The organism is Pseudoduganella sp. R-31 (genome assembly GCF_049913235.1).
Classification (GTDB): Bacteria; Pseudomonadota; Gammaproteobacteria; order Burkholderiales; family Burkholderiaceae_D; genus Rugamonas.
Window position 1 is genome coordinate 29,240 of sequence record NZ_CP183986.1, and the last position, 25,831, is coordinate 55,070.

Sequence of the window (25,831 nt, forward strand, 5' to 3'; positions counted from 1 at the left end):
ATGCACCCTAATGGAGGCCTGTGTATCGCACACCCGGCCATGCCTTACAATATTGCTTTTCCCCCAACTCTACCGCCCAACGGTGAAACTCGATCACGCAACCCTTGAGGGCCTGCGCGCCAACCACCCCGCCTGGCGCTTGCTGGCTGCGCGCAATGCGCCGCTGATCGTGAGCTTCCTGCAGCGGGTCTTCATCGCGCCCAATATCCGTACCATGGGCGCCGCCGACCTGGCTGAAGCGCTGGAGGACGAACTCTATGGCCTGCGCGAGCGCATCGGGCAGGACGCCTACGCTGGCGCGGCGATAGATTTCCTCAACGCCTGGGCCAAGCCGGAAAACGGATGGCTACGCAAATTCTATCGACAGGGCTCGGACGAGCCCCAGTTCGACCTGATGCCGGCGACGGAGAAGGCGATCGCGTGGCTCGGCACGCTGGCCGAGCGCAGCTTTGTCGGCACAGAATCGCGCTTGCTGACCCTGTTTGACCTGTTGCGCCAAATGAGCGAGGGCAGCGAAGTCAATCCAGAGCGCCGCCTGGCCGAACTGCAAAAGCGGCGCGACGAGCTGGACGCGGAAATGGCGCTGGTACGCGCTGGCCACGTCGAGGTGCTGAACGACACGGAACTGAAGGACCGCTTCCAGCAATTCCAGCAACTGGCGCGCGAGCTGCTGACCGACTTCCGCGAAGTGGAGCATAACTTCCGCCAGCTTGACCGCAGCGTACGTGAGCGCATCGCCTTGTGGGACGGCGCGAAGGGTGCGCTGCTGCGCGAGATCATGGGCGAACGCGACGCCATCGCCGATTCGGACCAGGGCCGCAGCTTCCGCGCCTTCTGGGACTTCCTGATGTCCAGCACGCGCCAGCAAGAGCTGACGGACCTGTTGGTGCGCGTCCTGGCGCTGGAACCGGTGGCGCAATTGAAACCGGATGTACGCACACGCCGCGTGCACTACGACTGGTTGGAGGCGGGCGAGCATACCCAGCGCACTGTGGCGCAGCTGTCGCAGCAATTGCGCCGCTTCCTGGACGACCAGGCCTGGCTGGAGAACCGGCGCATCATGGATATCCTGCATGGCATCGAGGCCAAGGCGCTGGCCTTGCGCGCCACGCCGCCGCCGGGCGAATGCACGTGGCTCGACGACAGCGCTGCCGATATCGAACTGCCCATGGAACGCCCGCTGCATACGCCTTCCATCAAGCCGCAGTTCGACACTGCGGCCCTGCTGGCGGGCGATGGCGCTCTCGATGCCTCGGCCCTGTACGACCAGGTGGTGATCGACAAACAGCAACTGGCACGCAACGTGCGCCAGGCTTTGCAGCAGCAATCGCAAGTGAGCCTGCGCGAGCTGTGCGAACGCCAGCCGCTGCAGCACGGCCTGGCGGAGCTGATCGCTTACCTGCAACTGGATGGCGGGGCCTTCCACACTGTGGTGGACGAAGACGAGAGCGACCTCATTTCCTGGCGTAGTGTGGACCATGACGGCAGCATTGCGCTGCGCCGCGCGCACCTGCCGCGCGTGATTTTTGTGAGAACCAGCAATGGATAATTTGCAGCAAGCCGCGCCGGACCAGTTGTCCGTGCTGTCGATCACCCTGCTCAAGGGCGTCCTGTACCGCGAAGCGGACGAGCGCTTGTGGAGCGACCTGCTCAACTTGCAGTCGCAGGTGCGCGACTATATGGCGGTCCTGCGCCTGGAACTGGCCCTGGACGAAGCGGAAGGCTATGCCTTCCTGCGCCCCAGGGCCGCAAGCGAAGATGAAGGCGAGTCGAAGATGCCGCGGCTGATGGCGCGGCGCCCGCTTTCGTTCCCGGTCAGCCTGTTGCTGGCATTGTTGCGCAAGAAGCTGGCGGAGTTCGACGCCAGCGGCGGCACACGGCTGGTGCTGACGCGCGACGACATCGTGCAGATGGTGGCGCTGTTCATGCCATCCGGCAGCAACGAAAGCCGCATCGTGGACCAGATCGAAACCCACATCAACAAGGTGGTGGACCTTGGCTTCCTGCGCGTGCTAAAACAAAGCACCGGGCCGGCCAGCTATGAGGTCAAGCGCATCCTGAAGGCCTTTGTCGATGCGCAGTGGCTGGCGGAATTCGACAGCCGCCTGGATGCGTACCGCAAGCAACTGGCGCCGGACCCCGCAGGTGAAGCCAATGCTTGATACGGCCAGCATGGACCTGGAATTCCAGGACGACGATACGCAATCGGGTTTCCGTCTGGCGCGCCTGGAAGTCTATAACTGGGGCACCTTCGACAAGCATGTCTGGTCGCTGGACCTGGATGGGCGCAATGGCCTGCTGACCGGCGACATTGGCTCCGGCAAATCCACGCTGGTGGATGCGGTGACCACCCTGCTGGTGCCCGCCAACCGCATCGCTTACAACAAGGCGGCCGGCGCCGACAATAAAGAGCGTTCGCTGCGCTCCTATGTGCTGGGGCATTACAAGTCCGAGCGCAACGAGGCCACCGGAGCATCCAAGCCAGTCAGCCTGCGCGACCACAATAGCTATTCGGTCGTCCTGGGTGTGTTCCGCAACACAGGATATGGCCAGACTGTGACTCTGGCCCAGGTGTTCTGGATGAAGGATGCGCAGAGCACGCCGGCACGCTTCTTCGTCTGCGCCGAGCAGGCGTTGTCGATCAAGGAACATTTTTCGCAATTCGGCAGCGACATGGCGCAACTGCGCAAGAAGCTGCGCAACCTCGGCGCCGAGATAGAGGACAGCTTCCCCAAGTACGGGGCATGGTTCCGCCGCCGCTTCGGCATCGACAACGACCAGGCGATGGAGCTGTTTCACCAAACGGTGTCGATGAAATCGGTCGGCAACCTGACCGACTTTGTGCGCAGCCATATGCTGGAGCCGTTCGAAGTGGCGCCGCGCATCGATGCGCTGATTTCCCACTTCGATGACCTGAACCGCGCGCACGAGGCGGTGCTCAAGGCGAAGAAGCAGGTTGCCATGCTGCAGCCGCTGGTGCAGGACTGTGACCGCCACCTGGACGTGGTGCGGAAGGTGGAGGAGATGCGCCAGTGCCGTGAGCTGCTGCGCCCTTTCTTCGCGGAGCTGAAAACCGGTTTGCTGGACAAGCGGCTGGACAACCTGGAAGAGGAACGCCTGCGGCTGGAAGCCCAGGTGCGGCGGGCAGAGGAAGGCCGCGCCGCCCAGCAGATCCAGGCGGACGAACTGAAACGTGCCGTGGCGGAGAACGGCGGCGACCGCTTGGAGCGCCTGCGCGCGGAGATTGTCCAGAAGGAGGGTGAGCGCGCCAGCCGGCACGCCAAGGCACAGCGCTACGGCGAACTGTCGCAACTGGCGGGCGAGCCGGCCGCACAGGACGAGGATGGCTTTATCCAGCAACGGCAGCGCTTTGCGGCGCTGGCGACGGATGCGCGCGCCCAGGAAGCGAACCTGGACAACGTGCGCCAGGAACACGAATACCAGTTCCGCCAAGGGCGCGAGGAGCATGCCGCACTGGCCGGCGAGATCGCCAGCCTGCAAGCCCGGCGCAGCAATATCGACGACCAGCAGGTGCGCATCCGCAGCGCACTGTGCGAGGCATTGGGGCTGGACGAAGACGAGATGCCTTTCGCCGGTGAGCTGATCCAGGTGCGCGACGATGAGCGCGACTGGGAAGGCGCGGCGGAACGCCTGCTGCGTGGGTTCGGCCTGTCGCTGCTGGTGCCGGACAAGTATTACAAGCGGGTGGCGGAATGGGTGGACAGCACGCACTTGCGCGGGCGCTTCATCTACTTCCACGTCAATGCGCCGCGCGCCGGCAACTTGCCTGAACTGCATCCGGATTCGCTGGTGCGCAAGCTGGCCATCAAGCCAGACTCGCCGTATTACGCGTGGCTGGAGAACGAGCTGTCGCACCGTTTCAATGTGGCTTGCTGCGAAACACAGGAGCAGTTCCGCCGCGAACCGCGCGCCATCACGGCGGCGGGCCAGGTCAAGGACCCTACCGGCCGCCATGAAAAGGACGACCGGCGCCGCATCGACGACCGCTCCCAGTACGTGCTGGGCTGGTCGAATGCCGGCAAGATCGCGGCCCTGCAGGGCAAGCTGCGGCAGCTGGAGCAACGCCTGCAGGCCACGGCGGATGCGCTGGCCGGCCTGGCCCGCGAGCGTGAGCAACTGCGCGAGCGGCTGCAGGCGCTGGGCAAGCTGGAGGAGTTCAAGGATTTTCGCGAACTGGCCTGGACCGACCTGGTGTCCGAGATCGCACGCCTGCAGGACGAGTATGCAAAGCTGGAAGCGGCATCGGACATTCTCAAGCAATTGAATTCGCAACTGCAGGCCGTGCTGGCCGAACTGGCGGCGCTGGAGGCGGATCTTGGCCAGCGCGGCAAGGCGCTGGGCGCGGTCGCCTCCAAACAGGAGGCAGCCCAGGTGCTGCGCCAGCAAGCGCAGGAAATCCTGGCGGCGGCACCGGCGGAACTGCTTGACGCCCAGCGCGCAACCCTGGCAGCCTATCGCGACCAGGCTTTGGGCGAGCATCAGTTGACGGTCGAATCCTGCGACAACCGCGAGCAGGACGTGCGCGGCTGGCTGCAAGCTGCCATCGACGCCGAGGACAAAACCGTCAAGCGTCTGCGCGACGGTATTACGCGCGCCATGATGGCCTTCAAAGACGAGTTCAAGCTGGAGACCAGCGAGTTCGACGCCAATATCGATGCGGACTTCGAATACCGCAACCTGCTGGCACAGCTGATGCGCGACGACCTGCCGCAGTTCGAAGCGCGCTTCAAGGAACTGTTGAACGTCAACACGATCAACGAGATCGCCAACTTCAACGCGCAGTTGTCGCGTGAGCGCGAAACGATCAAGGAAAAGATCGAGCACATCAACCATTCGCTGACGCAGATTGACTACAACCCGGGCCGCTACATCGAACTGGAATGCCAGCTCAGTCCCGACGTGGAAATCCGCGATTTCCAGCGCGACTTGCGCGCCTGCACCGAGGGTGCCCTGACCGGCTCTGAGGATGCCTTGTATTCGGAAGCCAAGTTCCTGCAGGTGAAAGCGATCATCGACCGCTTCCGCGGACGCACCGGCCAGACAGACCTGGACCGTCGCTGGACCAGCAAGGTAAGCGATGTGCGCAACTGGTTCACGTTCGGCGCGGCCGAACGCTGGCGCAGCGATCACTCCGAGCATGAGCACTATTCCGACTCCGGCGGCAAGTCCGGCGGGCAGAAGGAAAAGCTGGCCTACACCATCCTGGCGGCCAGCCTGGCCTACCAGTTCGGGCTGGAATGGGGGGCGGTCCGATCGCGTTCCTTCCGCTTTGTCGTCATCGATGAAGCGTTCGGGCGCGGCTCGGACGAATCGGCGCAATATGGCCTGCAGCTGTTTGCCCAGCTCAACCTGCAACTGCTGATCGTGACGCCGCTGCAGAAGATCCATATCATTGAACCGTTCGTTTCCAGCGTCGGCTTCGTGCAAAACGAACATGGCCGGGACTCGCGCCTGCGCAACCTGACCATCGAAGCCTATCGCGAGGAGAAGGAGGCGGCAGGCAAATGAGCTGGACCACCGCCGCCGACCTTCGCGCGCAGGTGCTGCGGCTATGGGAGCGCGGGCTGCTGTTGTCCGCTGCAGCCGGGCAGGGGGAGTCCTTCCCTTGGCGGTTGCAGCTCAAGTGCCCCAGCTCGGGTGAGATCGCCGCCAGCTTTGAGCAAGTGCGCGCGTGGGCCGGCGCGCTGCATGGGGCAGCACATGTGCGCATTGAGATGCGCAGCTTCAATCACCGCATTTTCGGCCAGAATAGCTTGCCGTGCGAAGCGTGGCTGGATAGCCTGGACGATGCCCTAGCCCTGATCGGAAAACGCGAGGCCACAGCGCGCTTCCGCCAGATGCTGGAGCTATGCACCGTCAGGCTTCCCATCCTGCAGCCATGGCTTCTGCGCAAGCCGCTGCGCAGCCTTGAGTTGGCGGATGCCTGGCCCCAATTGCTGGCAGTGGTCGAATGGCGCAGCCAGCATCCTCAACCCGGCATCTACCTGCGCCAGGCGGAGGTGCCGGGGGTGCACACCAAGTTCATCGAGGCGCACCGCGGCGTGCTTGGCGAGCTGCTCGACCTGGCACTGCCGCCGGAGTCGGTCAATCGGCAATTCCCCGGCGTGGCGGGCTTTGCCCGGCGCTATGGCTTCTTGGACAAACCTCCACGGGTGCGATTCCGGATGCTCGATTCCGAACTATCCGTCATTCCCAACCAGAGCGGGGCGGATATCAGCGTGGATGCGGCGACATTTGCCCGCCTGTCGCTTCCAGTCCGGCGCGTTTTTGTGACGGAGAATGAGATCAATTATCTTGCCTTTCCTGCCACTCCCGGCAGCATGGTACTGTTCGGCGCCGGCTACGGGTGGGATATGTTGGCGGACACCGTATGGTTACACGAAGTGCCGGTGTGGTACTGGGGAGATATTGATACTCACGGCTTCGCGATCCTGCATCAACTGAGAGAACGCTTGCCGCATGCAAGGTCGTTCCTCATGGACCGCGACACCCTGGTAGCGCATTCATACGCATGGACAACCGAGGACAGTCCTGTCTCTCATGAGATGCCGTTGCTGACCGAGCAGGAGCGCGAGGTGTACGACCTTCTACGTCGGAACGCACTGGCAAAAAACTTGCGCCTCGAACAAGAGCTGGTCGCATTTACATGGCTCGCCAACGCCATCAATACGAAGGACTAAGTTCTCCTGCCTGAACAGTGCAGCATTAGTTCGTTAGCCTAAGCCTGATGGAGCTCAACACCTTCTCCCATAGGTAAAGGGCCTCGCGATCAGAGATCGCTGGCTCTAACACCGCCAATCACGTTGTCTTTAACTCCGGTCTGCATCTGAATATCCAACACTGGCAGCAGAGGATTTTTTGGTTCCCCCTGGCTCACGTATTCGAATTCGTGATGTTCGTCTCCAGTCTTTTGTTCGGGCATCCGGGCTCCGACTTCGAAGCCATCCCAATTACCAACCTTCCTCGGCCTTTTTTGTCATCTCAATAGAATTATGGACATCCGCGAACTCCTTCAGGCGTATCCCGATTGAGACCGCTTCCACCATGTATTTGTGAGGCGGATCAGCTATAAAAGCGCCATCAATACACACGCCAGGATCGCTCGGTATTTCGTCTTCCGCGCGCGGGCGAAGGCGCTTGGCAACTTGTCTGGCGTCGTCGACGTCGTCCAGGAACTGGTCTCCTTCGCCAAAGGCTTCATACTCCTGAATGTAGACATCCGAGCCTAGCTTTATCAACGACTGCACACTGTAAAAAGCACCGTCGCCCCGGCCCACACCAAAGAAGGGGCGACACAATTTCATCCGCATGTTTCTCTCGCCCCGAGAAAGATTTCATGACGTATCTTACCGATGGGATGCTGATGGCATGGAACATTGCAACGCTCAAAGCTTTCGGCCCTGTGATCACCACTGCCGATCGTTGAAACCTTCGTGACCAATATCCTTATCCGCTTACAATAGCGACCGAATCTCAATTTTTCCAGTTCAGCTGCAATCCAGACAGTAATTTCCATGACCATTCAGTTCCAGATTTTCCCAGACCATTCGGGCGCCTTCGACTATTCCAGCAACGCCGCACGAGCGGCCGGTGAAAAATTCGACGAGCTTGCCGACCAATGGCAACAAGGCCGCCTGAGCGATAAGCGCTTACAGGCCGCGCTTGAACAGCAGCTGCAGCAAACTCCATGGCTACTGGATGCCCATTGCTTCCTCGCGTCGAACTATTTCGACATGGACAAGCCGGTCAAAGCGCTTGAAGCGGCACAGCGAGGACTGGACGCCGCACATGACCTGATGCCGGAAGGGTTTTCTGGCAAGATCGAATGGGGCCACCTGGAAAACCGCCCGTACCTGCGCTTGCTGCAGATAGCACTGCTCGGCCTCGCTCGTCGCCGCAAGCACAAGGAGGCGGCGGAGATCGCCGTCCTGATGATGGCTCGTAATCCAAACGACAACCAGGGCGCGCGTTTCCTGGTTGGCTCAGAACTGCTGCGTGCCGGCATGCGTAGTGAGGCCGCCCTTGTTCTGCAAGAGCAGGGCGCGGACTATCCTCCCTACTGGTATGAGCTGGGCCTGTGCCACGCTATCGACAATAACTGGGTGGCTGCCGCGACCGCATTCCGCCGCGGCTTCGCCGCCAATCATTACATTGCCGAGCTGCTGCTGAATGAAAGCCAGCCTCTGCCACTCCTGATTCATCACGGCAGCAACCTGGAAGAGCCATCGACCGCCGCCGAGTACGTCAGCATGTATGGCGATTTATGGCTGGCGCCAAATGGCGCGCAGCGCTTCCTGCGATGGCTGTACAACCAGTCGCAAGTGATGATCGAGCGTGCAGGAATCCTGGCCTGCAAGGAAGAACTGCTGTGGGCGACAAACAGTGCTGACGCGGGCAAGATTGTTCAACGGCGCGATACGCTGGCAAGCAAGATTGACGACCAACTGTCCAAGGCGATTGTGCAGCAGCGCACCACCAGGCGCGGGCAAACTGGCTGGCCCTGGAATCTGGCGCTCGGGATGCTCTGAGACAGGATCACATCAATCCCACATGCCGCAAGCGGTCTACCCAGGCGCGCCGATGTCCATGAGTGGACAACAATTTCACCAAGCCGCGCTGGAACTCAGGCGCTTTCCCGCCAGCCTTGAGTGCCTCGTGTAGTTCCAGTATGGCGCGTTGCGCCCGTTCATAGGCGGCGCCGAAGCCGGCGCGCAAGCAGACGACCAACGAACCTCAAATTGACGAAATAAGCTTTGCGCCACAACCCGTTCGGTGCCCATCATAGGCAACCTCTTTGCCATTATGGGTTCGTTCACTATGGGAGGTCTTAATGGGAAAGGTGCCTCGGCATTGGGGACAAAACGTCATGTCACCATCAACAGCAACTGGCTTACCTAACACTTTGAAATCGCTTGTCGCGCTTATGACTTTTCCGCCGTGCGAAGTTATCGCCTAAGCGAATGGTGCCGCGGCCTTTGCTGTCTTTCATGATGCTCTCGCAGGATAGGGCGCCACATCGTTTAACGGTGATACTTCTTCCGCCCAGAGTTCTGCATTTTTCGATTCGCTTTGCCCAGACCAACCGATGACTTCCTTCCTCGGAAAGTGAGGATATTCGTTACGGTGTTTGGCCAGTACCGTCGCAGCCCAACCAATTGGGGTTTTTCCAGAAGGTTGTGCGTGAACGTCGCTAGCATCTAAAGCACAAAGCCGATCTACATCATCCGGCCAGATCGGCGCACGGCATGTTGATAATGATAGGACACGCAAGCATGTCAATCCCAGGATGGCAGGCATAAAAAGGATTCGGAAGACGATGCCCGCTGAATGGTCGATCTCGTACATGCAATGCAAGAAGGATTCGCGAACGTCTTCTTTCTCGGACAAATAAAGCATTGGCGAAGGCAAGGTCTCGGGACCATCATTCATGAACGCGCAGTAGTAGTTCCACTGTGCCAGCAGGTACTCCAATCCGGGAAGCTCAGGCCAGTCCTTGCCGATTGCGAATGCGCGCTCAACTAATCCTGATTCGTCGAGTACATATCCCATTATCTGGTAGTTGGTGAATGTAGTTTTCGTTCCTTTGTGAACACAAAAGATGGTCCTGTCAGACCAAGGAACTTCCCAACAAATATCGCCTTCGCCGGGTTTGGCGAAGAAGCGGCGGCGTCGGATCTGGAATATCTTCTTCTCTCTTCTATGGAAGCGAATTGTTCGGCGCGTGAGTGAGAAAAATTCGTCCCGACCTGTACGGAATGCCATGTATCCAAATCCCAGCATCATCGGTACGGACCATATAAGAAGCGCAAACGTGCCAGCGGCGTGCTCCGAACCAAGACGGTTGTACAAATACGGAAGCATCGAGAAAAACAGTCCAACAATGGTGGCTACTAAAGCAACCAAAGTAGCTGCAGCTATCCACTGCCTCGAACAAAATGGCTCGTCACTGACGTCCATATAACACGAATTCACACGGAATATGGTCCCATCGTCCGCAATAACTGGGCCAACCTTTCTATCGATAGGCAGTCGATGTTTGCGATCCCACTCCGATATCGGCTGTCCACATTTATTGGGTACGATCCGCTCATCCATGTTATCCTCCGACCGCTTCATTGAGCGGCTGGCTTGCCGATCAAGCTAAGTACCGGAATTTTCGGGTCGCTTCGTGGAAGGCCACGCTGATCACCCGGCCTGGACCGTCGCGGAAAAGCCAGGCCGTTCAGCCTTACTTAGACGGACATAAAGTTCTCCACTGTCGAAATCAGGGTCGCGCCGCAGCTCGTTTTATCGCCGTGATATGCAACCGCCTTTCCGTTGATAGTCTGGCTGTCACTTCCGCTAACGATGACGCAGTTCTGGTGACCAGTCATTGGGCACATGCAGCGATCACCGACCAGGACAACTGGTTTTCCGCCAACCAGAAAATGCGGAGCAGTGCTCGCCAAGACCTTTCCACCATGGGATGTCGGGTCACCAACACGAATCACGTTCTTCATTTTGAGCCTCTCTCCTCGCCTTTATTGCTCGGGTATGCTATCGCTGATGGGTTCTCGGCCCGATCACGAATCGAGGAAGAAATTTGGTTCCACAAGGCGAGCGCTTCGCGTTTCGAAAGTGACGAATTGACGGGTCTACCTGGCCGGCCGTTTCCCGTGTCCATTTCCAGCAATATGCGTGGCCGAAACAGGTTCGTCTTTTCCATCGCAGATTCCCATTGGAAGCTATAGGCAACTGTGCCATTCGGCTCAGAGACCTCGTCTGCAACTTGCCCACCTTTGATCCCGTTGATGGTCCGCTCGCCCGTTCCAAGATCCTTGAAGTGATTGGCATACTCCTGCCTTATCGAATTATTCTTGTCTCTTTCCAGCAGGGGCGCTTCCAAGTCAATGCCGGCCCAAGTGCTAATTGCTATCGCCAAATCAGGACGCTCTTTGATGCCAAGAAACATCATCACAAACTCGTGATCTTGAATCGACAACGGCTCATGAACAAAGCCCTCACCGAAACAAAACCCTGGTTGACCTGCCAGCTTCCCAAATTCCGAGCTATCGACTTGCCCAGCAAGTCTCAAATAATGCTCTAAATGATCGTCTGATCGCAACGCCGCAGAAAGCGCGTAAGTTTTCCCCATTGAATAGACAATTGCTTCAAATGAAATCGCTTGCGACTCCACTCGTTTTCCCCATTCCAAGTGATATTGCCACTTCCTGTCATACACAAAGAGCTTTCCTTTGACGTTTGGATTGCGAATTTCAATTGTTCGTTCAAGGGACTGCCACTGCTTTTCATTTTTTAGGGACGTCAACTCAGCTTCACGAGTTTGGACGCGCTGGTTAAATTCATCCTCGCCTTCTCTTCCAATAGGCACAATGTCCCAGCCACCGACCGTGGTGGACCCAAGTGAAACCTCTACGTTCATAGGAACATCTATCAAGAATCGTCCAACACAAATTGTCTTTGTTGGAGAGTTGCCGTTATTGCTCTTCATCTTCGCTTCTCCAAATGCGTAGGAGCATCCAGATAAGACTTGAATCGCGAACACCCACCTGACAAAGCCGTCCAATTTGCGAACGATATCCAGGTCACGGTTCATTTGCTATCCTAACGACTAGATGCAAAGTTAGCTTGAGCATTGCCTCTGTAGCATAACTTCCTTGGTGGTCGAAACCCGTGACACGGAAGAGACTCTTAACCTTGTTCTGGGGCCCAGCGCCGGAGACCGCGGGCACAGTACCATCGCCCGAAGCGTCTTGCGCCCCAATTTGAAATACAATATTTGTTCCATTGGGAAGCTCGACGTTTCGACTATCCTCCCACCCGCGAGATAAGAGCTTCCCTTGCATTACTGTCTCTCTCGATATCTCACCGCGTTTAGATGAAGTAATCCATCGACAGCTTCCAAAGGTAAGATGAGAAGCATCGTCGCAATAGTATGCGTATGTAATCGGGTGGTAATAGTCACCCAAGGACGAATGAAATCGTTCCGCATCATTGAGTGCCGCCTTAACATATTTCTCCGCCAAGCCCCGGTACCGATTTGTCGGGTCAACAAGCGACATGTCGAACAGGCGATACCATGCATTTGCTTCGCGATAGAGATCATAGGGACTTCCTTCTGGAAGCTGCAGAATATTCCGCATTTCTTTATTTCCGACCTCTGCAACAGCAAAGAGCCACGGTTTGGGAAACATCTGATTCGGCAATAGCTCAAGCGGGCCTGGTGCAATCGCCAAGACAGGGGTCGTCTCTTGGGATGTTTCTCCCGCAATCTTCGAAAACGTTGCCATCGCCGCATTCGCAATTCCACCATTGCTAGGACTGGACTTTTCAGTTCCACAGGCAATCCTTCGATAACATGCCGGAGCGCCAAGAGCCGGCATCACTCCATGAATGACGCCTTTGATTTTCTCGGGGATTCTCCGAGCACACGCACGCGCTACCAAACCGCCCATTGAATGCGTAACCAGCACAACTTGTTCGCATCTGCTTCCGCTCTTCTTCCAAAAACCAATGATCTTATGAATTCTTGCTTCCAAGCGCTGCGAAGAAAGTTCGTTGGACTCCAGCCAGTTATAGCCACAGGCATAGACTGGATAATGGAACTCAGCAAATTTCGCAATTTCTTCATCAGTTAGCGAAGCCGTTACGCCAGCTCGAGTTGCTCCCCACAGTGCCCTATCGAATAGGTTGATATGCAACCAGTGGTCTTCAACTTCGCAATGTTCATATACGGCGCGGAATGCTGAGTTAAGGTAGACATGCAAGGTCGAAAGCAGTAGGCCATAGCTGTCCGCATGTATCTCCCCCCATCCTCGCTCACGTGCTATGTCAACACTAATCGCTCGACCATTACCGTCAGGGGCAATATTGATTTCCCCTGTATCGTCAACGTCCAGGGTCTGCCCATGAAGTATTCGCTGCCTTGCAGCGCCGTCTCTTGCTTTCCATTTCTTGGCCTCTTTCAAACCATTCGCTGGCCCATTTGGTGGACGCCAAGCGACCTCCCCAGGCCTTAAAGCTTCGTTCTTTGACTGTCCATCCTGTCGCGCGCGCAGATTGCTTCCCATGATTCCCGGAATAACGATAACCGGTATCACCTTTGACGGAGGGACCGCAATACGTACACGCGTGGTACATGCCTTGGGCGTCAGATGGGTTTTGGCATGGATTGTTCCATCTTCTGCCGTTCGAGAAGCAATCTGCCGTGTGGGTTCAGCATGAGGGTTGTTAGCCATGATCGTCGAACGGTTCAGGACTCTTCGGGAAAGATGCTTATCTGGACTTCGCCTATTACATCGGCTGTCGCCAGTGCAGTTCGCCCCAAGTCGTCAGTAGTACCAGTGATAGTTCGCCCGTTTGGCAGATCTAACTGGTACTTTCTTCCGACGACTGGACGGCCATTCTGCGCGTGATAGAGGATCACCCTTTCGTCAGTTTCCACTTCCGTGCTCGGCAACTTGATCTTGTCGATCGCTCCTCCGCCACCTGTCGTGTGCGAGAATTGGGCAGACTTGATTACGTGATTCCCCTTGCATTGCTCGACGATCGTTCCATCGCCAATTTTTGCTTGCGCGCCGTCAGCAGCGATTTGCACTGAGGGAGCCATAAGCTCGATACTCTTCCCGGCTAAGATCTTGATACTTCCGGGTGAAGTGAGCTCGATGTCACCGTTATGGCTCTGAACAATTACATTTCCGTTCGCTGCAACGAGCTTCATCCCTTGCTTATGCGCGAACACGCTGACGCCTTGCGCAGAGCGCAAATACATTGAAGTTCCCGAAGATATCTTCGTATCTTCGCAGCTCATCAAATTGATCCCGGCTTGCGCACCAATCGCCACCGATTTTCCACTTCCGAGAATCACTCCATCATCGCCGCTTAAAGCGACAATCGCTTTCGACTCCGACTGCTCGTCGCCCCAATGAAGCAAATCGGCTTGGAGCTTTCGAAGCCTCTGATCTTCATCGGTATCACGGCTATGCGTCGCTGCCAAAGAGGTCAGCAACTCTGCAATACCGCAGAGCGTATCGACGAGGCTGTTCATCGCCGGCCGATCAAGTGTCTTACGTTCGCTATCGGCCTCAGTCGTCAACAGGACTCCTTTTCGCCCCCTGATGACGACGCTTTCGGAGCTCCGCAACTCCGCGCCATGTCCTCTCAACGTTCCGTCGCCATCGCCCCTGTCTTCGGTAACAAAGCCAAGGTTCAACTGAGAAGAAGCATGGTCCGACGCCAACTGCGCGTTAATCTGGCCTTTGGTATCGTCGAAGCGGAGCCGGTTCGAACCATCACCACCGACTTCCCGACTCTTTAACCCAGAGAGAGCCCGGTTACCAGGTAGCGCTCCGCCGCAGCTTAAAGCAGGCGGTCTAGCCCGCTGGTTATAGACTTGTCCGACAATCGCTGGCTTGTCTGGATCTCCACCAATAAACGCAACTAATACCTCACTCCCAACTCGTGGCAATCCTAGAAAGCCACACTGATGGTGCTCTCCTGGACCGTCCCCCGCCCAGCTCGTGGACACACGAACCCAGGCAGAATCAAAGTGTTCATCGGCTGCTCCAGCACCTTGCGCATGTTCATGATCTTCCGGTCGTGTAGTGCGGAAGCGGATCTTTACCCGGCCCAGTTCGTCACAGTAGACCTCCTCGCCTTCCGGGCCGACGACAATGGCGCTTTGCATCGGCACGTTCGGAAGATCCGAACGCGCGTCATATGCCGGCACGATGGAGATTCCGCGCCGTACAGCAGTGATATTTACTTTGACACGCGTGGCAGATGATCCACATTCATGCGTCGACATCCATCGACTACCGGAAAACAGTCGTTCAACTCGCGCAGTCAGTTCTTTCGATAGGTTGTTCGTGACCGCCATCTGCAGTGACGTGATGACAAATTCACGTTCACTACTGCCGTGGGCGTCGATCTCTGGGTGACCTTCGAGTTCGAAGTGTTCTCCAACGCAGAAGTCACGCACACTGCCTTCTCCATAAAAGCACTTGGTGTCAAAGTCATGACGGTTCATCGTCAGCTGACCAAGTCGGCAAAGGTCGTCGTAGTCATCGCCTGCATGGGGCGACAAGGTCAGGTAATCATCCAAAGAAGCCGACATTTCGTTGCCGTTCTCCCCTTGATCGGAGCGGCCCTCGACCTGGGTGCTCATAAAATCCGTACCTTTGGGATTCCTGTAATTCCAACTGAAGCGCGACACCCGGCCAGGCTGCAGGGCGCGAACAGCGCGCCATGAAGTGATGGTGTCGCGTTCTTCGGTCGCGGCATCGCGGTGGTAGCGCACAACGCCGGCTGCATTCGGCGGCAGCGTGTCAGCGCTGTCGAACAAGACCATCGTATGTGAAGGCCAGTTGGACTTAGCTGCGCGGAAGTACCAGGCAATGCCTCGGCGTTTGAGCAGGCGGCGGATAAAGGCTGCATCAGACTCGTTGTACTGCATGGTGAATTTGCGCTGTGGGTATGCATCGACCTTGAACGAATCATCCATCTCGTAGCGGAAGCAGGTGCCGATGATAGGGTTGGTATGTATCCATTCATCCAGAATAATCTGCACGATCTCCACTTCATTCTTGCAGCGGAACACACGGGTGTTGTTGCGCTTTTCCATGATGGAGAGCGCATCGCGCAGCACAAGCTGGTAGCTGGCCAGGCCACCGTCGCTGTCGCCGGCATGCGCTTCGGTGACAATGCCGCATACGCTGCGCAGATCGCCGCGGTCAGTCACAATATCGACCGCCGCGGGGAGTGCGATGAGCTCCTTGAGCGGGATGAAGGCATCGAGAGAGAGGCAGAGGATGCGGTATTCAACGCTGCCGCAGATGGATTCGCTGCCTTGCACATGCTGGGGTAGCAGCACGTCTTCCAGCATCTGCGTCGGATGCGCCAGGCGCAGTCGCAATGGACGGCTGTCGGTGATCAGGTCCTTGTCTTGCCGGAAGAAGCTGAGCAGGGCGTTGTCCACGTTTGGCTCCGTTCGTCTGGTTGACGCGAGCGCCTATAGTGGCACGCGTGATTTGTACCGGCCTTGATGTTTGGCAAATATGCTCGTCGCACCAGCATTGCCAAATTAGCCACATTGGTAACCGGACTGGTTATAATTTGCAGCCGTATTCCTGCGGCCGCATAAAAGCAAACTTATAAATCCTCGTCCAACACCCATGCACTTCCTCGCCCGCACCCTGCTGGCGGCCCTGCCGCTTGTCGCCATGCCCGCCTTCGCAACAACGACCTACCCTCCTTCAGCCTACCGCGATGGCGCGGTCAAATGCCAGCAGCTGCGCCAGCTCGATTGCGCGGAAAAGAACTGGGTGCAGTACATCAAGATGAACCCTACCGACGTGCATGCCATTGCGAGCCTGGCGGTGATCTATAGCTGGGACGAAAAGCACGCACTCGCCATCGTCCAGGCAGAAAAAGCCATCGAAATGGGCCAGGGAACTTACGACCTGTTCGCAGCCTATGCACGAAGCCTGGAGAAGGTGGGCCGCATCGACGAGTCGATCGACTGGAACTACAAGACGCTGGCGATCATGCCCAAGCTGGTGAATGTGCGCGGCGACCTGGCCAGGCAGCTGGTGGCGAAGAAGCGGGAATACGAAGCCTTGGCGCTTCTGGCCTCGTTCGACGCCACGCTGGAAGAGAAAGGCCATGGGCACTACTTTGACGGCCAGCGCATCGCCATCGAAACGACGATCGAACGCCAAGGCCAGGCACTGGCTGGTGCACAAAAGAACCTGCGCCTGTCGAAGACCGGCGACCATTTCTATGCACCGGTACGCATCGGCGATGCACGGCCGACGGCGTTCGTTGTCGATACCGGGGCCGCGAAGACCATGCTCAGCGAAGACATGCTCGCCAGCTCCAGGGCAAGCTACAAGGTGCTGCAGCCCAAGGTCGTGATCGGCCTTGCCGACGGCCGTCGTTCTACCGCACGACTGGTTGTGCTGGATACGCTCAATGTCGGGCCTTTTGAGCTCCGCAAGGTCACCGCCATTGTCTGCTCTACCTGTGTACCGCTTTTGGGCCAGGCATCGCTTTCCCAGTTCAATATGGCTTCGGCCAAAAAGCAGGGCGTGGAGTTCATGACGCTGGAACCACGGGCGGTACGGTAACGGGCGCTGAAATCCGCGAACTATGAAAGCAGCTATGACAGATCCTGAAACCAAACAGATGGCCGAATTCCTCGTGAAGATTGAATTGACCCTTGCCCAGGTGTTGGATGCCCAGCGTGAGCACAACAAGTCCGAGCGCGATTGGTTTGCTGCGGATATTCGACTTCGAGAAGAGCAACTCACTCTCCAGCAAGCTCTGCTTCAAAATAATAGGGCCGCCCAACGGAAAAGCACGCGCAATGTGCTGGTGATGGGAATGTTGGCCGGGGCCATGCTCTTGCTGGGGCTTGGGCTTCTAACGGAGCCTTGGTGGATGCCAGTGGTCTCGGGCGGCCGATAAAGTGCTACGAGTCACTGAAAGGCATGGTTCTTTCAGAAACCGACTAACCGCCCCCTTCATGACAGGCAAAACCATCGCAATCACCCAGTTTGACGGCGCCGTCACGCTGATGAAGATCGACCTGGCCACCTGTGCCAGGGAATTTGTTCCGTCCACGGAAGTAGACGAAGGGAAGGTCGCGTTCGGGCTATACGAGATTGAAGAGAGCGGCCATCACGCGGAATCGATTGTCTTGCTGGCGACTCCTGATGGGCCCCTTCTGATTTTCAATGACACCCTGTACCACCCTGATGCCGATGAAACCAAAGTGGAGATCGCGGATCAGGAGACGGTCTCGCACTTCCGCGTTCTTCATCGCGGCACACCAGTTTTCGAGTTGGCTTACGAGAAAAAATCTGCAATAGGCCTACATCCCTATGCTCGACATCGCGAAGACGTGGACTTCTACTTCTGGCTCAAAAGCAAAGTCAACGAGCCGGATTTTTATCGCGCCTACACCAGGGAAATTGTCTTCGTGACGTAGTTCAGTGTTGCGTATTTCACCCTATCAGTTGCCAGTTGATTAATAGCCGCCTGCCTTTGTGATAGTCTGTGCTGATGTCCTCAGCAATCACACTCGGCCGACTCAATGGCTTTCAGCGCGAACCGTGGCGACTGAGCTCTGCGCTCGTGATCTCCACATTCGTGCACGCGCTTCTATTGAGCATCAGCTTGGGTGGCCAGACATTCGGGCTTCCCGCACTCAAGTTCCCGTGGCAGGAACGCCGACTGGGGGCCAACGATTTGCAGGTCTTGCTGTTGCCGGCCCAGCAGCCTGCAGCGCCCACATCGGGGCCGCTACAACTACCAGCGGAACCGACGCGGCCAACAGTCCCCGCGCCGGCGCCGCCTGCGTCCGAAAAGACCGCGCTTGCGAGCACCGTGACAACCATGCCCATGTCACCTCCCGCCGTGCCTCCAACGCCGACACTTGCACCAACGCCCGTTCCCGCGCCGGCACCAGAGCCCACAGTGGCGTCGAAGCGCCCCGATGTTCCGTTGCCGACAGCGCCCGCCGCGCCGCCAATCGTTACGCCCAAGGCGAACGACATCCCGCTGAAGCAGCCCGAGCAGGAAACCCGGGAGCGCTCGCATGAACAGGCCAAGCTGGAGCAAGAGCAGCAAGCCGCAGAAAAGCTGCGTCAATCTGAGCTGATCGCCGAGGCCGAGCGCGAGGCCACGCGCCAGGAGCAGCTCCGCCAGGAAACCGCCCGCGCCGAACAGGCAGCGCGTATCGAGGCTGCCCGCCTGCAGGCCGAACGCCAGGAGGTTTCTCGACAAGAGCTGGCACGCGCCGAAGCCGAGCGCGTGGAGGCTGCCCGCAAGGAGGCCGTGCGCCAGGAACAAATCAAGCAAGCGCAGCTCGAAGCAGCCCGGCAAGAGCAATTGCGGCTGGATGCCGCGCGCGCGGAGCAGGCAGCCAAGGCGGAGGCTGCACGTAAGGACGCCGAACGCCAGGAACTCGCCCGCCAGGAGGACGTCCGCCGGGAGCGCGCGAAACAAGAAGAAACGGCACGGCAAGAATTGGCCCGCCAGGAGCTGCAACGCGCTGAAGCCGCACGCCTCGAAGCAGCGCGCAAGGAAGCCGCCCGACAAGAACAGGCGAAGCAGGCGCAGATCGAAGCAGCACGCCAGGCGCAGCAACTGGAATCTGCCCGCCAGGACGCAATCAGGCAAGAGGCGGCCAGGCAGGAAGCAGCCAAGCAGGAAGCTGCGCGCCAGGAACAGGCAAAGCGCGAGCTGGCGCAACGTGAGAAGGCCAAGCAAGAGGAAGAACGTGAAGAACGCCTGCGCGCCATCGGCCGGCAACTCAACGAAGAGGCGGCCCAACGCGATGCGGCGGCGAAGAACCCATCACGCTCGCTGCTTCCCACCGTTAGCGGCCTTCGTCGCGGCTGGCTTTTCGGGCGTGCCGATCCAAACATCGACCTCGTTCAGTACGCGGAGGCGATGAGCAAGAAATTTGAGCTGAACATGGCGTTCGACATGCTGCGCGACGTGGTCAAACAGCGCCACGTGTCACCGATGGTGACCGTCGCCATCCGGGCCGACGGCTCCGTGGAAAAGGTGACTTTTGTCGTCTCCAGCGGCGTGGCCGCAATCGACGAGGCAATCCGAAAAGTCATCTCCAGCCAGGCGCCTTATGGTGCCTTTCCACCTGCGCTCGCGCGCCAATATGACGTCATCGAAATCCGTCGGACATGGGTGTTCGACACTGCCATTCGCTTGCAATAGGCTGGTTGCCCAACAAAAGGCCGCATGCTAGTCTCGGTCGCGTAGAGCGAACTTGAGAAAACCGAATGAACAAGTCCAACAGCGTAGAGCTTCGAAAGCTGCGTGAATCCGAGCAGCGCCGCAAAGACATTATCAAGGCCGTGCGTGCCTTGATCAAGGCGGGCGGTGCGCGCGAGATTACGCTCCGCAAGGTAGCGGAGAAGGCCGGCTTTTCGACGACCGTGGTCTACAACCTGTTCCAGAACAAGGCTACGCTGATCACCCAGGCGATGGACAGCGACCTGCTCGACCTGGTCAAGGCCATGCGCAACGCCGTGGATGCAAAGCTGCCGCACCTCGAAAACATCCGCCGCGTAGGCCGGGCCTACGTGACCTTTGGCATGCGCCACCCAGACCAGTACGCGCTGGTCTTCATGGAGCGCAGGCCGCACGCGCCGATTGAGAGCTCCCGTGTCGAACACGGCAACCAGGCGCAGGACCCGTATGCCTTCGCTTGTCAGCTCTTTGTCGACCTGGCTGGCACTGGGCAGATTCCACTGGACCAGGCGGAAGCGATCGCCCAGATCTTCTGGGAAGGCCTGCACGGCATGGTGTCATTGCGCCTGGTATTCGGGGAGAACGAACCGTGGTTCGAGCATGACGAATTCAATCGGCACCTGGATGCATTGATCGACGTGCTGCTGGCCGGTATCCTGCATCGCTTCCGCCCTGGCGCCTAGATCTACTCCGGGTTAGTCTTGACCAATCGCTGCAGCCGCTGTGATCCTGCTTTCGCTTCGCTCACCAGTTGAGTCGTTACTTTCATACGCTCGTTTCGTCGACTCATCATTCACCCACGCCAGCACAATTACCTTGCTGGACGCGTGAAACCGAAAGAAGATCCGATATTGCTGGAAAAACTTGGCGCGGAACCAGTGCTTGTGTTCGCCGCCCAGCGTCGCTCCCTGTCGATATTCCGCTCGGGCAGGATCTTGGGGAATCTGGTCGAAAGCTAACTTTGTTATTGCCGCAAGGCGTTTGGCTGCATTTTTCTTAACGTACCCTTGTGGGTCCTTCTGCTTCTGAGCCTCTACCTGGCCCCTTAATGCTTCAAGTTGCGAGAGAAACAGTGGGTGTGCGAAAACCGTCCAACCATGAATAACCAACGGCGTTGGTTTGGGCGTGATCATTCATCGGCTTCCGATAACGGAGCATTCAGGTCAACTTCAACATCGGCTGTCAATTCACGAAGCCGCTCAACCAGTCCAACGTCAACTGCTTGAATGTGCTCAGGGTGCTTCGCAATGTCGTTGGCCAGGAAGCCAAGGAATTGAGCGAGCAAAGGATCTTCTGTGTCGGGTTCTTCCGCACGGCGCAAAACCACTTCGCCATTGCTGCGAATTAGATACTGAATCTTTCCACGCTTGCTGAGGCGTAGTGCCTTTCGGACCGGCTCCGGTACCGTCGTCTGGTAACGATCGGTTAACGTGGATTCTGCTTCAAAAGTAGGTTCCATGAACTCATGGTAATGCAATTGCATTACCACATCAAAGTGTTGCTAATTGATATAGCCCGATATTAATAACGTTGTTGCGGAACGAAAACAACGTTATTCTCGCTTGACGTTGTCCCACTTGAAGAAGGGGAGTCGATGCGAGCGTTGTTGCGATTGGCAATGCTGGCAGGCCTGTGCGCCTGTTCCGCTGCCAAACAGGAGCCGGCTGCGGCCGACCTGCAATGGGCTGCTACGGCGCGGCCGGGAGAGTTGCGGCTGGCCGAGCGCTACGAGCGTTCGTGCATGATGTGCCATGCGCGAAACGGCAGCGGGGCGCCGCTGGCCGGCTTCGCGCCGCACTGGAAGCCGCGTCTCGACAAGGGCATCGACCAACTGGTGCGGCATGCTAGCGATGGCTTCAACGCCATGCCGGCCATGGGCCAATGCAACGACTGCAGCGCCGATGACCTGCGGGCTCTCACCCTCTTCATGGCAAGGAGCGGATCATGAGGCAGCGTCGCCTGTTCCTGAAGGCCGGCGCCATGGCGGCGGCGGCGGGTTTGCTAACGGGTCGTGCGCACGCAGCGCCGATGCAACCCCGTCCCTTCCGTTGGAAGAACTGGTCGGAAGTGCAGCAATGCCAGGCGCAATCGCTTGCCACGCCGGCCGACGAGCAGGCACTCGCAGACCTATTGCGCAATGCTGGCGGCACGGTGCGCTGTGTAGGCGCGGGCCACTCCTTCACTCCCCTGGTGCCTACCAACGGCACGATTATTTCGCTGGAGCGCATGTCCGGCGTGCTGTCGCACGACAAGGCGGCCATGACTGCCACGCTGCGCGCAGGCACCCGCCTGGCTGCGATCTCGCGCGAGCTCGATGGCGTTGGGATGGCCTTGCGCAACCTGCCGGATATCGACATGCAGTCGCTGGCAGGCGCCATCAGCACCGGCACGCACGGCACGGGGGCGAACCTGCAAGCCATGCATGCGGACGTGATGGCGCTGCGCCTGGTCACGCCGCAAGGCGAGATCGTGGAGTGGGACCAGGAGCGCCATCCCGAGCAAATGGCGGCGGCGCGCGTTTCCCTCGGCAGCTTGGGTGTCATCACGCAGGCGACCGTGCGGGTTGTGCCATCCTTCAGCCTGCACCGCAAGGTGTGGCTGCGACCTGTGGGTGACATGCTGGAGCAGGCCGGCGAGCTGGCGCGCAAGCATCGGCATTTCGAGTTCTACTACCTTCCCTTCACCGGCTATGCAGCGGGCATTGCGCATGACGAGTACCAGGGCGGCGATGTGCTGGTGCCGCATTCGCAGGATGAGGAGATGTTGAGCGACCTGCGCAAGCTGCGCGACTGGCTGGGCAGGTTCCCCGACCTGCGGCGCTGGGCGGCAGGCAAATTGATCGATCCGGACCTGACCGAGGAGGCGAAGAACCGCTCGTGGAAGCTTCTCTCCACGGTACGGCCAACGCGTTTCAACGAAACGGAATACCACGTGCCGCGCGAGGCGGGCATCGCCTGCGTGCGCGAAATCATCGCTGCGCTGGAAAAGCGCAATGAAGTGTTCTTCCCGATGGAGTTCCGCTTCATCAAAGGTGACGATGCTTGGCTCAGTCCCTTCCACAAGCGTGACAGCTGCTCCATTGCCGTGCATGCGGCGCATGGGGAGGCTTACGATTACCTGGTGACCGAGCTGGGCCCGATCTTCCGCAAGCATGGCGGCAGGCCGCACTGGGGCAAGCTGCACAACCTCACGGCAAAGGAGCTGGCGGCGCTTTATCCGCGCTGGAACGACTTCCTGGCGCTACGGCAGAAGATGGACCCGCAGGGCCGCATGCTCAATCCGCATTTGCGTTCGATGTTTGGGGTGGCGTGATGATGGCGTTGAAACGACGTGCTGTGATGACGGCCATCGGCGCAGGACTGGTGGGCGCTGCTGCGCTGGCGGTCCGCCCGCGTGACAAGGGTGCGCCGCATGCGGAATACTTTGCGCGCGCTTCCAGGGCCTTACGTGCGGCAGGTATTGCCACGCCTACCATGGTGATCGACCGCGACCGCCTTCTGGCTAATGCGCGCCAGGTAATGCGCAATGTGGATGGGCGCCTGCCGTTGCGCTTGGTGGCCAAGTCCCTTCCCTGCCTGCCCTTGCTGGATCTACTGATGCAAACCATGCAGACGCGCCGGCTGATGGTGTTCAACCTGCCTTACCTGCAGCAGCTTGCGGCGCAGCGCGGGGATGTGGACCTGTTGCTTGGCAAGCCTCTCCCTGTTGCTGCGGCAGCGGAGTTCTATCGGAGCTTCCAGGGTGGGCAATTCAGTCCGGAGCGGCAGTTGCAGTGGCTGGTGGATACGCCGCAACGCCTGGCACAGTATCGCGACCTGGCAAAGGCGCAGCAGCTGGATATGCGCGTCAGCCTGGAGATCGACGTGGGCTTGCATCGTGGCGGCGTGGATAGCACGCAGATGCTGCAGCAGATGCTGGCGATCCTGCGTGAGGAGCCTCGCCTTAAATGGGCGGGGATGATGGGATATGACGCGCACGTTGCCAAGCTTCCATTGGCGAGCTTGCGCGAGAAGGCGCTGACAGAAGCCAAAGCCATTTACCGTGAGTTTGCGGGTATTGCCACGCAGGGCATGCGCACCCAGGGTGCGGCAGATGCGCTGGTGTTCAACGCGGGCGGTTCACCGACCTACCGGCTGCATGACGGCAGCGGGGCTGCAAATGAAATTGCGCTGGGCTCCGCGCTCGTCAAGCCGAGCGACTTCGATACCGACTTGCTGCGGGATTTGTCTCCAGCAGCTTTCATCGCTACGCCGGTGCTGAAGGCGGATCGACGCTTCCAGATGCCGATTGGCGTTGAGGTGCTGGGCGATGCGGCGCGCGCATGGGATGTGAACCAGGAGCACGTCTACTTCGTCTATGGGGGCAACTGGATGGCGGAACCGGTGTCGCCAGCGGGGCTGGCGGCTAGCGGCCTGTATGGAAATTCGTCCAATCAGCAGGCCTTGCTGGGATCGGGGGCGCAGCAATTGCAGGTCGACGACTATGTGCTTTTCCGGCCGCGGCAGAGCGAGGCAGTGCTGCAGCAGTTTGGCGATATCGCTGTTATGGACGATGGGAAGATTGCGGAACGCTGGCCGGTTATGGAAGCCATGCCATAGAAAAAACGTTGCAGCAATCTTCTTTCGATGCCCGGAAATTGCTAACCTGAGGAAAACGTGGCGATTGTTGAAATCAGGGTTGCACCGCAGCTTGTCTTGTCGCCTTCATACGCGACGGATTTACCGTTGACTGTGTGTCGGCTGTTTCCACTGACAACGACGCAATTCTGGTGACCGGTCATGGGGCACATGCATTGATCGCCAACCAGAACAACGGGCTTACCGCTAACTCGCACATGTGGCGCGCTGGTCTTTGCCACCTTCCCTCCATGTGAAGTTGGATCGCCCACCCTGATGACCTTTGCCATACTCGCCTCCTGCTAAAATTTATCAGTGGTCTATGTTGTTCGGACGAATTGAGCCAGTAAGCCTGTCCCATAACTCGATGGCCTCATCATCTGTAAGGCTAGGCTGGCCGCCGAGAGCATTGCCTGCTACACCTGTATACAAATCAAGAGTTAAAACAGGAAGTGCCAGATTGTTCGGCTCCCCCTGGCTAACGAATGCGAACTCGTGAAATGAACCGTACTTTCCCTGAGGAGGCCTCCGCAACAGGGCCTCAAAGCCCGTCCAATTGGCGATTCGCCGCTCGCCACGACGGAGAGACTTTATTCGCGCATACCATTCTCCATTTCCATTTGCCTTCGCTTGCTCCTCTGCGGACCGCAGCCGCGGCTCAAGTGCATCGGAATCGATGAGACGGGTCTTGAATATCATCTCCAACGAAAAATGAACGTCAGCAAAATCGCGCAGGCGGATTCCCAACGTGGTCATTTCGTGATGACTATGGCCGCCGTCAAGCACGAACGCGCCGTCAATGCATACACCATTCTTCTCCATCGGAAGTTCGACATCTCGCGGGATTATCCGTGACGCTATTGATCGTAGTTCTTCCTCTATCTTGCTTAGTTCAGAGACGTCGCAAAAAAAAGAATACTTCTGCACATACACGTCATTCCCAATGGTTACCACCGAATGGAACTGATAGAACGCGCCAGTACCAAAGTCAACGCCATAAACAATCTTTTGCCTATCGCTGAAACCATTAACAACTGTTCCGACCTTCGATCCTGGAGCGGATGCGGGCCCAATGGGGAAAGGGGATTTCCTTGACTGGGCTTCGTGAACAATCTCTTGGATGATATGGAGAAAGCGCCCAGCCTCGCCTGGTCGTCGCTCAATCGCGTAAGGTGCATTTGCGGGCCCATACGCGATTTCTGCAGTCGAGGGAATGTCGATGACATACCGACCGATACAAACTGGCCGAGTATTCAGATAGATCTGTTGAACCCTGCTCGGCTTTTCTGCCACTTTCCGTTCCTGCGGAATGGCATGCGCTGAAGGTGGAACCACAAGGCTTAAGGAAATGAGATGGAGAGCCACCTGTGCTGATCCAATTCCCTTCATATCAGCTCCATTTCATGGTCTCAACGTGG

At 58.2% G+C, this 25,831-nt stretch carries 23 protein-coding genes and 1 pseudogene; 13 read left to right on the forward strand and 11 right to left on the reverse strand.

The annotated features are described in order from the left end of the window. Positions 1 to 82 precede the first annotated feature (82 nt). From ACN9MY_RS00120 to ACN9MY_RS00135, 4 genes are read left to right on the forward strand one after another with little or no spacing between them, the layout of a single operon-like run. Positions 83 to 1,549 carry a DUF3375 domain-containing protein gene (locus tag ACN9MY_RS00120; RefSeq protein WP_426336660.1) on the forward strand — a complete coding sequence of 489 codons (1,467 nt, stop codon included), beginning with the start codon at positions 83 to 85 and terminating at the stop codon, positions 1,547 to 1,549. Next, positions 1,542 to 2,162 (forward strand): DUF4194 domain-containing protein, encoded by a 621-nt coding sequence (locus ACN9MY_RS00125; RefSeq protein WP_426336661.1) that lies wholly within the window; start codon positions 1,542 to 1,544, stop codon positions 2,160 to 2,162. The genes ACN9MY_RS00120 and ACN9MY_RS00125 overlap by 8 nt, the downstream gene beginning before the upstream one ends. Continuing rightward, entirely contained in the window at positions 2,155 to 5,529 is a 3,375-nt protein-coding gene (locus tag ACN9MY_RS00130) for an ATP-binding protein (protein WP_426336662.1), read from the forward strand. The genes ACN9MY_RS00125 and ACN9MY_RS00130 overlap by 8 nt, the downstream gene beginning before the upstream one ends. Beyond that, the gene (locus ACN9MY_RS00135) at positions 5,526 to 6,701 is read left to right on the forward strand and encodes a Wadjet anti-phage system protein JetD domain-containing protein (protein WP_426336663.1); all 1,176 of its coding nucleotides are present in this window, start codon (positions 5,526 to 5,528) and stop codon (positions 6,699 to 6,701) included. Before ACN9MY_RS00130 ends, ACN9MY_RS00135 begins: the two co-directional genes overlap by 4 nt. A gap of 89 nt (positions 6,702 to 6,790) precedes the next feature. Here ACN9MY_RS00135 and ACN9MY_RS00140 read toward each other — a convergent pair. After that, positions 6,791 to 7,331: pseudogene (locus ACN9MY_RS00140) on the reverse strand (T6SS immunity protein Tli4 family protein). A 204-nt stretch (positions 7,332 to 7,535) separates the two neighbouring features. On the opposite strand from ACN9MY_RS00140, the gene ACN9MY_RS00145 reads away from it, so the two are divergent. Next, the gene (locus ACN9MY_RS00145; protein ID WP_426336664.1) at positions 7,536 to 8,549 is read left to right on the forward strand and encodes a hypothetical protein; all 1,014 of its coding nucleotides are present in this window, start codon (positions 7,536 to 7,538) and stop codon (positions 8,547 to 8,549) included. A 205-nt stretch (positions 8,550 to 8,754) separates the two neighbouring features. Here the strand turns inward: ACN9MY_RS00145 and ACN9MY_RS00150 are convergent, their stop codons facing one another. The 6 genes from ACN9MY_RS00150 to ACN9MY_RS00175 all read right to left on the reverse strand — a co-directional run bounded on the left by ACN9MY_RS00150 (position 8,755) and on the right by ACN9MY_RS00175 (position 15,997). Then, on the reverse strand, positions 8,755 to 8,922 hold the full coding sequence (locus ACN9MY_RS00150; protein WP_426336665.1) for a PAAR domain-containing protein: 168 nt from the start codon (positions 8,920 to 8,922) through the stop codon (positions 8,755 to 8,757). A gap of 84 nt (positions 8,923 to 9,006) precedes the next feature. Further along, positions 9,007 to 10,116 (reverse strand): DUF6708 domain-containing protein, encoded by a 1,110-nt coding sequence (locus ACN9MY_RS00155; protein ID WP_426336666.1) that lies wholly within the window; start codon positions 10,114 to 10,116, stop codon positions 9,007 to 9,009. Positions 10,117 to 10,253: 137 nt separating this feature from the next. Continuing rightward, positions 10,254 to 10,520 (reverse strand): PAAR domain-containing protein, encoded by a 267-nt coding sequence (locus ACN9MY_RS00160; RefSeq protein WP_426336667.1) that lies wholly within the window; start codon positions 10,518 to 10,520, stop codon positions 10,254 to 10,256. Beyond that, positions 10,517 to 11,617 (reverse strand): T6SS immunity protein Tli4 family protein, encoded by a 1,101-nt coding sequence (locus ACN9MY_RS00165; protein WP_426336668.1) that lies wholly within the window; start codon positions 11,615 to 11,617, stop codon positions 10,517 to 10,519. Before ACN9MY_RS00165 ends, ACN9MY_RS00160 begins: the two co-directional genes overlap by 4 nt. Beyond that, positions 11,607 to 13,259 (reverse strand): esterase/lipase family protein, encoded by a 1,653-nt coding sequence (locus tag ACN9MY_RS00170; protein ID WP_426336669.1) that lies wholly within the window; start codon positions 13,257 to 13,259, stop codon positions 11,607 to 11,609. Before ACN9MY_RS00170 ends, ACN9MY_RS00165 begins: the two co-directional genes overlap by 11 nt. A gap of 14 nt (positions 13,260 to 13,273) precedes the next feature. Further along, entirely contained in the window at positions 13,274 to 15,997 is a 2,724-nt protein-coding gene (locus ACN9MY_RS00175; protein ID WP_426336670.1) for a type VI secretion system Vgr family protein, read from the reverse strand. A gap of 196 nt (positions 15,998 to 16,193) precedes the next feature. Here ACN9MY_RS00175 and ACN9MY_RS00180 point away from each other — a divergent pair, with 196 nt between their 5' ends. The 5 genes from ACN9MY_RS00180 (at position 16,194) to ACN9MY_RS00200 (ending at position 20,480) form a co-directional block, all read left to right on the forward strand. Beyond that, positions 16,194 to 17,147, forward strand: a complete 954-nt coding sequence (locus tag ACN9MY_RS00180; protein WP_426336671.1) for an aspartyl protease family protein — start codon at positions 16,194 to 16,196, stop codon at positions 17,145 to 17,147. A 34-nt stretch (positions 17,148 to 17,181) separates the two neighbouring features. Next, positions 17,182 to 17,487, forward strand: a complete 306-nt coding sequence (locus ACN9MY_RS00185; protein ID WP_426319758.1) for a hypothetical protein — start codon at positions 17,182 to 17,184, stop codon at positions 17,485 to 17,487. Positions 17,488 to 17,545: 58 nt separating this feature from the next. Next, positions 17,546 to 18,010: a hypothetical protein gene (locus ACN9MY_RS00190; protein ID WP_426336672.1), complete on the forward strand. Its 465-nt coding sequence runs from the start codon at positions 17,546 to 17,548 to the stop codon at positions 18,008 to 18,010. 488 nt (positions 18,011 to 18,498) lie between these two features. Beyond that, entirely contained in the window at positions 18,499 to 19,761 is a 1,263-nt protein-coding gene (locus ACN9MY_RS00195) for a TonB C-terminal domain-containing protein (protein WP_426336673.1), read from the forward strand. A gap of 65 nt (positions 19,762 to 19,826) precedes the next feature. Further along, a complete protein-coding gene (locus ACN9MY_RS00200; protein ID WP_426336674.1) occupies positions 19,827 to 20,480 on the forward strand; it encodes a TetR/AcrR family transcriptional regulator in 654 nt (217 codons plus the stop codon). Positions 20,481 to 20,492: 12 nt separating this feature from the next. On the opposite strand, the gene ACN9MY_RS00205 is transcribed toward ACN9MY_RS00200, so the two are convergent. Both ACN9MY_RS00205 and ACN9MY_RS00210 read right to left on the reverse strand, forming a co-directional pair. Next, on the reverse strand, positions 20,493 to 20,930 hold the full coding sequence (locus ACN9MY_RS00205; RefSeq protein WP_426166361.1) for a type II toxin-antitoxin system YhaV family toxin: 438 nt from the start codon (positions 20,928 to 20,930) through the stop codon (positions 20,493 to 20,495). Beyond that, positions 20,927 to 21,256 (reverse strand): type II toxin-antitoxin system PrlF family antitoxin, encoded by a 330-nt coding sequence (locus ACN9MY_RS00210; protein ID WP_426337670.1) that lies wholly within the window; start codon positions 21,254 to 21,256, stop codon positions 20,927 to 20,929. The genes ACN9MY_RS00205 and ACN9MY_RS00210 overlap by 4 nt, the downstream gene beginning before the upstream one ends. Before the next feature lie 135 nt (positions 21,257 to 21,391). Here ACN9MY_RS00210 and ACN9MY_RS00215 point away from each other — a divergent pair, with 135 nt between their 5' ends. Genes ACN9MY_RS00215 through ACN9MY_RS00225 form a run of 3 tightly spaced genes read left to right on the forward strand, consistent with a single transcriptional unit; the run spans position 21,392 to position 24,395 of the window. Beyond that, positions 21,392 to 21,745 carry a c-type cytochrome gene (locus tag ACN9MY_RS00215; protein ID WP_426166368.1) on the forward strand — a complete coding sequence of 118 codons (354 nt, stop codon included), beginning with the start codon at positions 21,392 to 21,394 and terminating at the stop codon, positions 21,743 to 21,745. Further along, the gene (locus ACN9MY_RS00220; protein ID WP_426336675.1) at positions 21,742 to 23,109 is read left to right on the forward strand and encodes a D-arabinono-1,4-lactone oxidase; all 1,368 of its coding nucleotides are present in this window, start codon (positions 21,742 to 21,744) and stop codon (positions 23,107 to 23,109) included. The genes ACN9MY_RS00215 and ACN9MY_RS00220 overlap by 4 nt, the downstream gene beginning before the upstream one ends. An 8-nt stretch (positions 23,110 to 23,117) precedes the next feature. Beyond that, on the forward strand, positions 23,118 to 24,395 hold the full coding sequence (locus ACN9MY_RS00225; protein WP_426336676.1) for an alanine racemase: 1,278 nt from the start codon (positions 23,118 to 23,120) through the stop codon (positions 24,393 to 24,395). Between the two features lie 41 nt (positions 24,396 to 24,436). Here ACN9MY_RS00225 and ACN9MY_RS00230 read toward each other — a convergent pair whose 3' ends face one another. Then, a complete protein-coding gene (locus ACN9MY_RS00230; RefSeq protein WP_426336677.1) occupies positions 24,437 to 24,703 on the reverse strand; it encodes a PAAR domain-containing protein in 267 nt (88 codons plus the stop codon). 22 nt (positions 24,704 to 24,725) lie between these two features. Further along, positions 24,726 to 25,802: a T6SS immunity protein Tli4 family protein gene (locus tag ACN9MY_RS00235; RefSeq protein WP_426336678.1), complete on the reverse strand. Its 1,077-nt coding sequence runs from the start codon at positions 25,800 to 25,802 to the stop codon at positions 24,726 to 24,728. Positions 25,803 to 25,831 lie beyond the last annotated feature (29 nt).

Excerpts from the sequence above, each read along its gene's own strand:
- ACN9MY_RS00205 (WP_426166361.1), bottom strand. The coding sequence starts at position 20,930 with ATGATCACGCCCAAACCAACGCCGTTGGTTATTCATGGTTGGACGGTT.
- ACN9MY_RS00155 (WP_426336666.1), bottom strand. The coding sequence starts at position 10,116 with ATGGATGAGCGGATCGTACCCAATAAATGTGGACAGCCGATATCGGAG.
- ACN9MY_RS00180 (WP_426336671.1), top strand. The coding sequence starts at position 16,194 with ATGCACTTCCTCGCCCGCACCCTGCTGGCGGCCCTGCCGCTTGTCGCC.
- ACN9MY_RS00185 (WP_426319758.1), top strand. The coding sequence starts at position 17,182 with ATGACAGATCCTGAAACCAAACAGATGGCCGAATTCCTCGTGAAGATT.
- ACN9MY_RS00130 (WP_426336662.1), top strand. The coding sequence starts at position 2,155 with ATGCTTGATACGGCCAGCATGGACCTGGAATTCCAGGACGACGATACG.
- ACN9MY_RS00160 (WP_426336667.1), bottom strand. The coding sequence starts at position 10,520 with ATGAAGAACGTGATTCGTGTTGGTGACCCGACATCCCATGGTGGAAAG.
- ACN9MY_RS00165 (WP_426336668.1), bottom strand. The coding sequence starts at position 11,617 with ATGAACCGTGACCTGGATATCGTTCGCAAATTGGACGGCTTTGTCAGG.
- ACN9MY_RS00135 (WP_426336663.1), top strand. The coding sequence starts at position 5,526 with ATGAGCTGGACCACCGCCGCCGACCTTCGCGCGCAGGTGCTGCGGCTA.
- ACN9MY_RS00145 (WP_426336664.1), top strand. The coding sequence starts at position 7,536 with ATGACCATTCAGTTCCAGATTTTCCCAGACCATTCGGGCGCCTTCGAC.
- ACN9MY_RS00210 (WP_426337670.1), bottom strand. The coding sequence starts at position 21,256 with ATGGAACCTACTTTTGAAGCAGAATCCACGTTAACCGATCGTTACCAG.
- ACN9MY_RS00170 (WP_426336669.1), bottom strand. The coding sequence starts at position 13,259 with ATGGCTAACAACCCTCATGCTGAACCCACACGGCAGATTGCTTCTCGA.
- ACN9MY_RS00230 (WP_426336677.1), bottom strand. The coding sequence starts at position 24,703 with ATGGCAAAGGTCATCAGGGTGGGCGATCCAACTTCACATGGAGGGAAG.
- ACN9MY_RS00235 (WP_426336678.1), bottom strand. The coding sequence starts at position 25,802 with ATGAAGGGAATTGGATCAGCACAGGTGGCTCTCCATCTCATTTCCTTA.
- ACN9MY_RS00190 (WP_426336672.1), top strand. The coding sequence starts at position 17,546 with ATGACAGGCAAAACCATCGCAATCACCCAGTTTGACGGCGCCGTCACG.
- ACN9MY_RS00200 (WP_426336674.1), top strand. The coding sequence starts at position 19,827 with ATGAACAAGTCCAACAGCGTAGAGCTTCGAAAGCTGCGTGAATCCGAG.
- ACN9MY_RS00220 (WP_426336675.1), top strand. The coding sequence starts at position 21,742 with ATGAGGCAGCGTCGCCTGTTCCTGAAGGCCGGCGCCATGGCGGCGGCG.
- ACN9MY_RS00215 (WP_426166368.1), top strand. The coding sequence starts at position 21,392 with ATGCGAGCGTTGTTGCGATTGGCAATGCTGGCAGGCCTGTGCGCCTGT.
- ACN9MY_RS00125 (WP_426336661.1), top strand. The coding sequence starts at position 1,542 with ATGGATAATTTGCAGCAAGCCGCGCCGGACCAGTTGTCCGTGCTGTCG.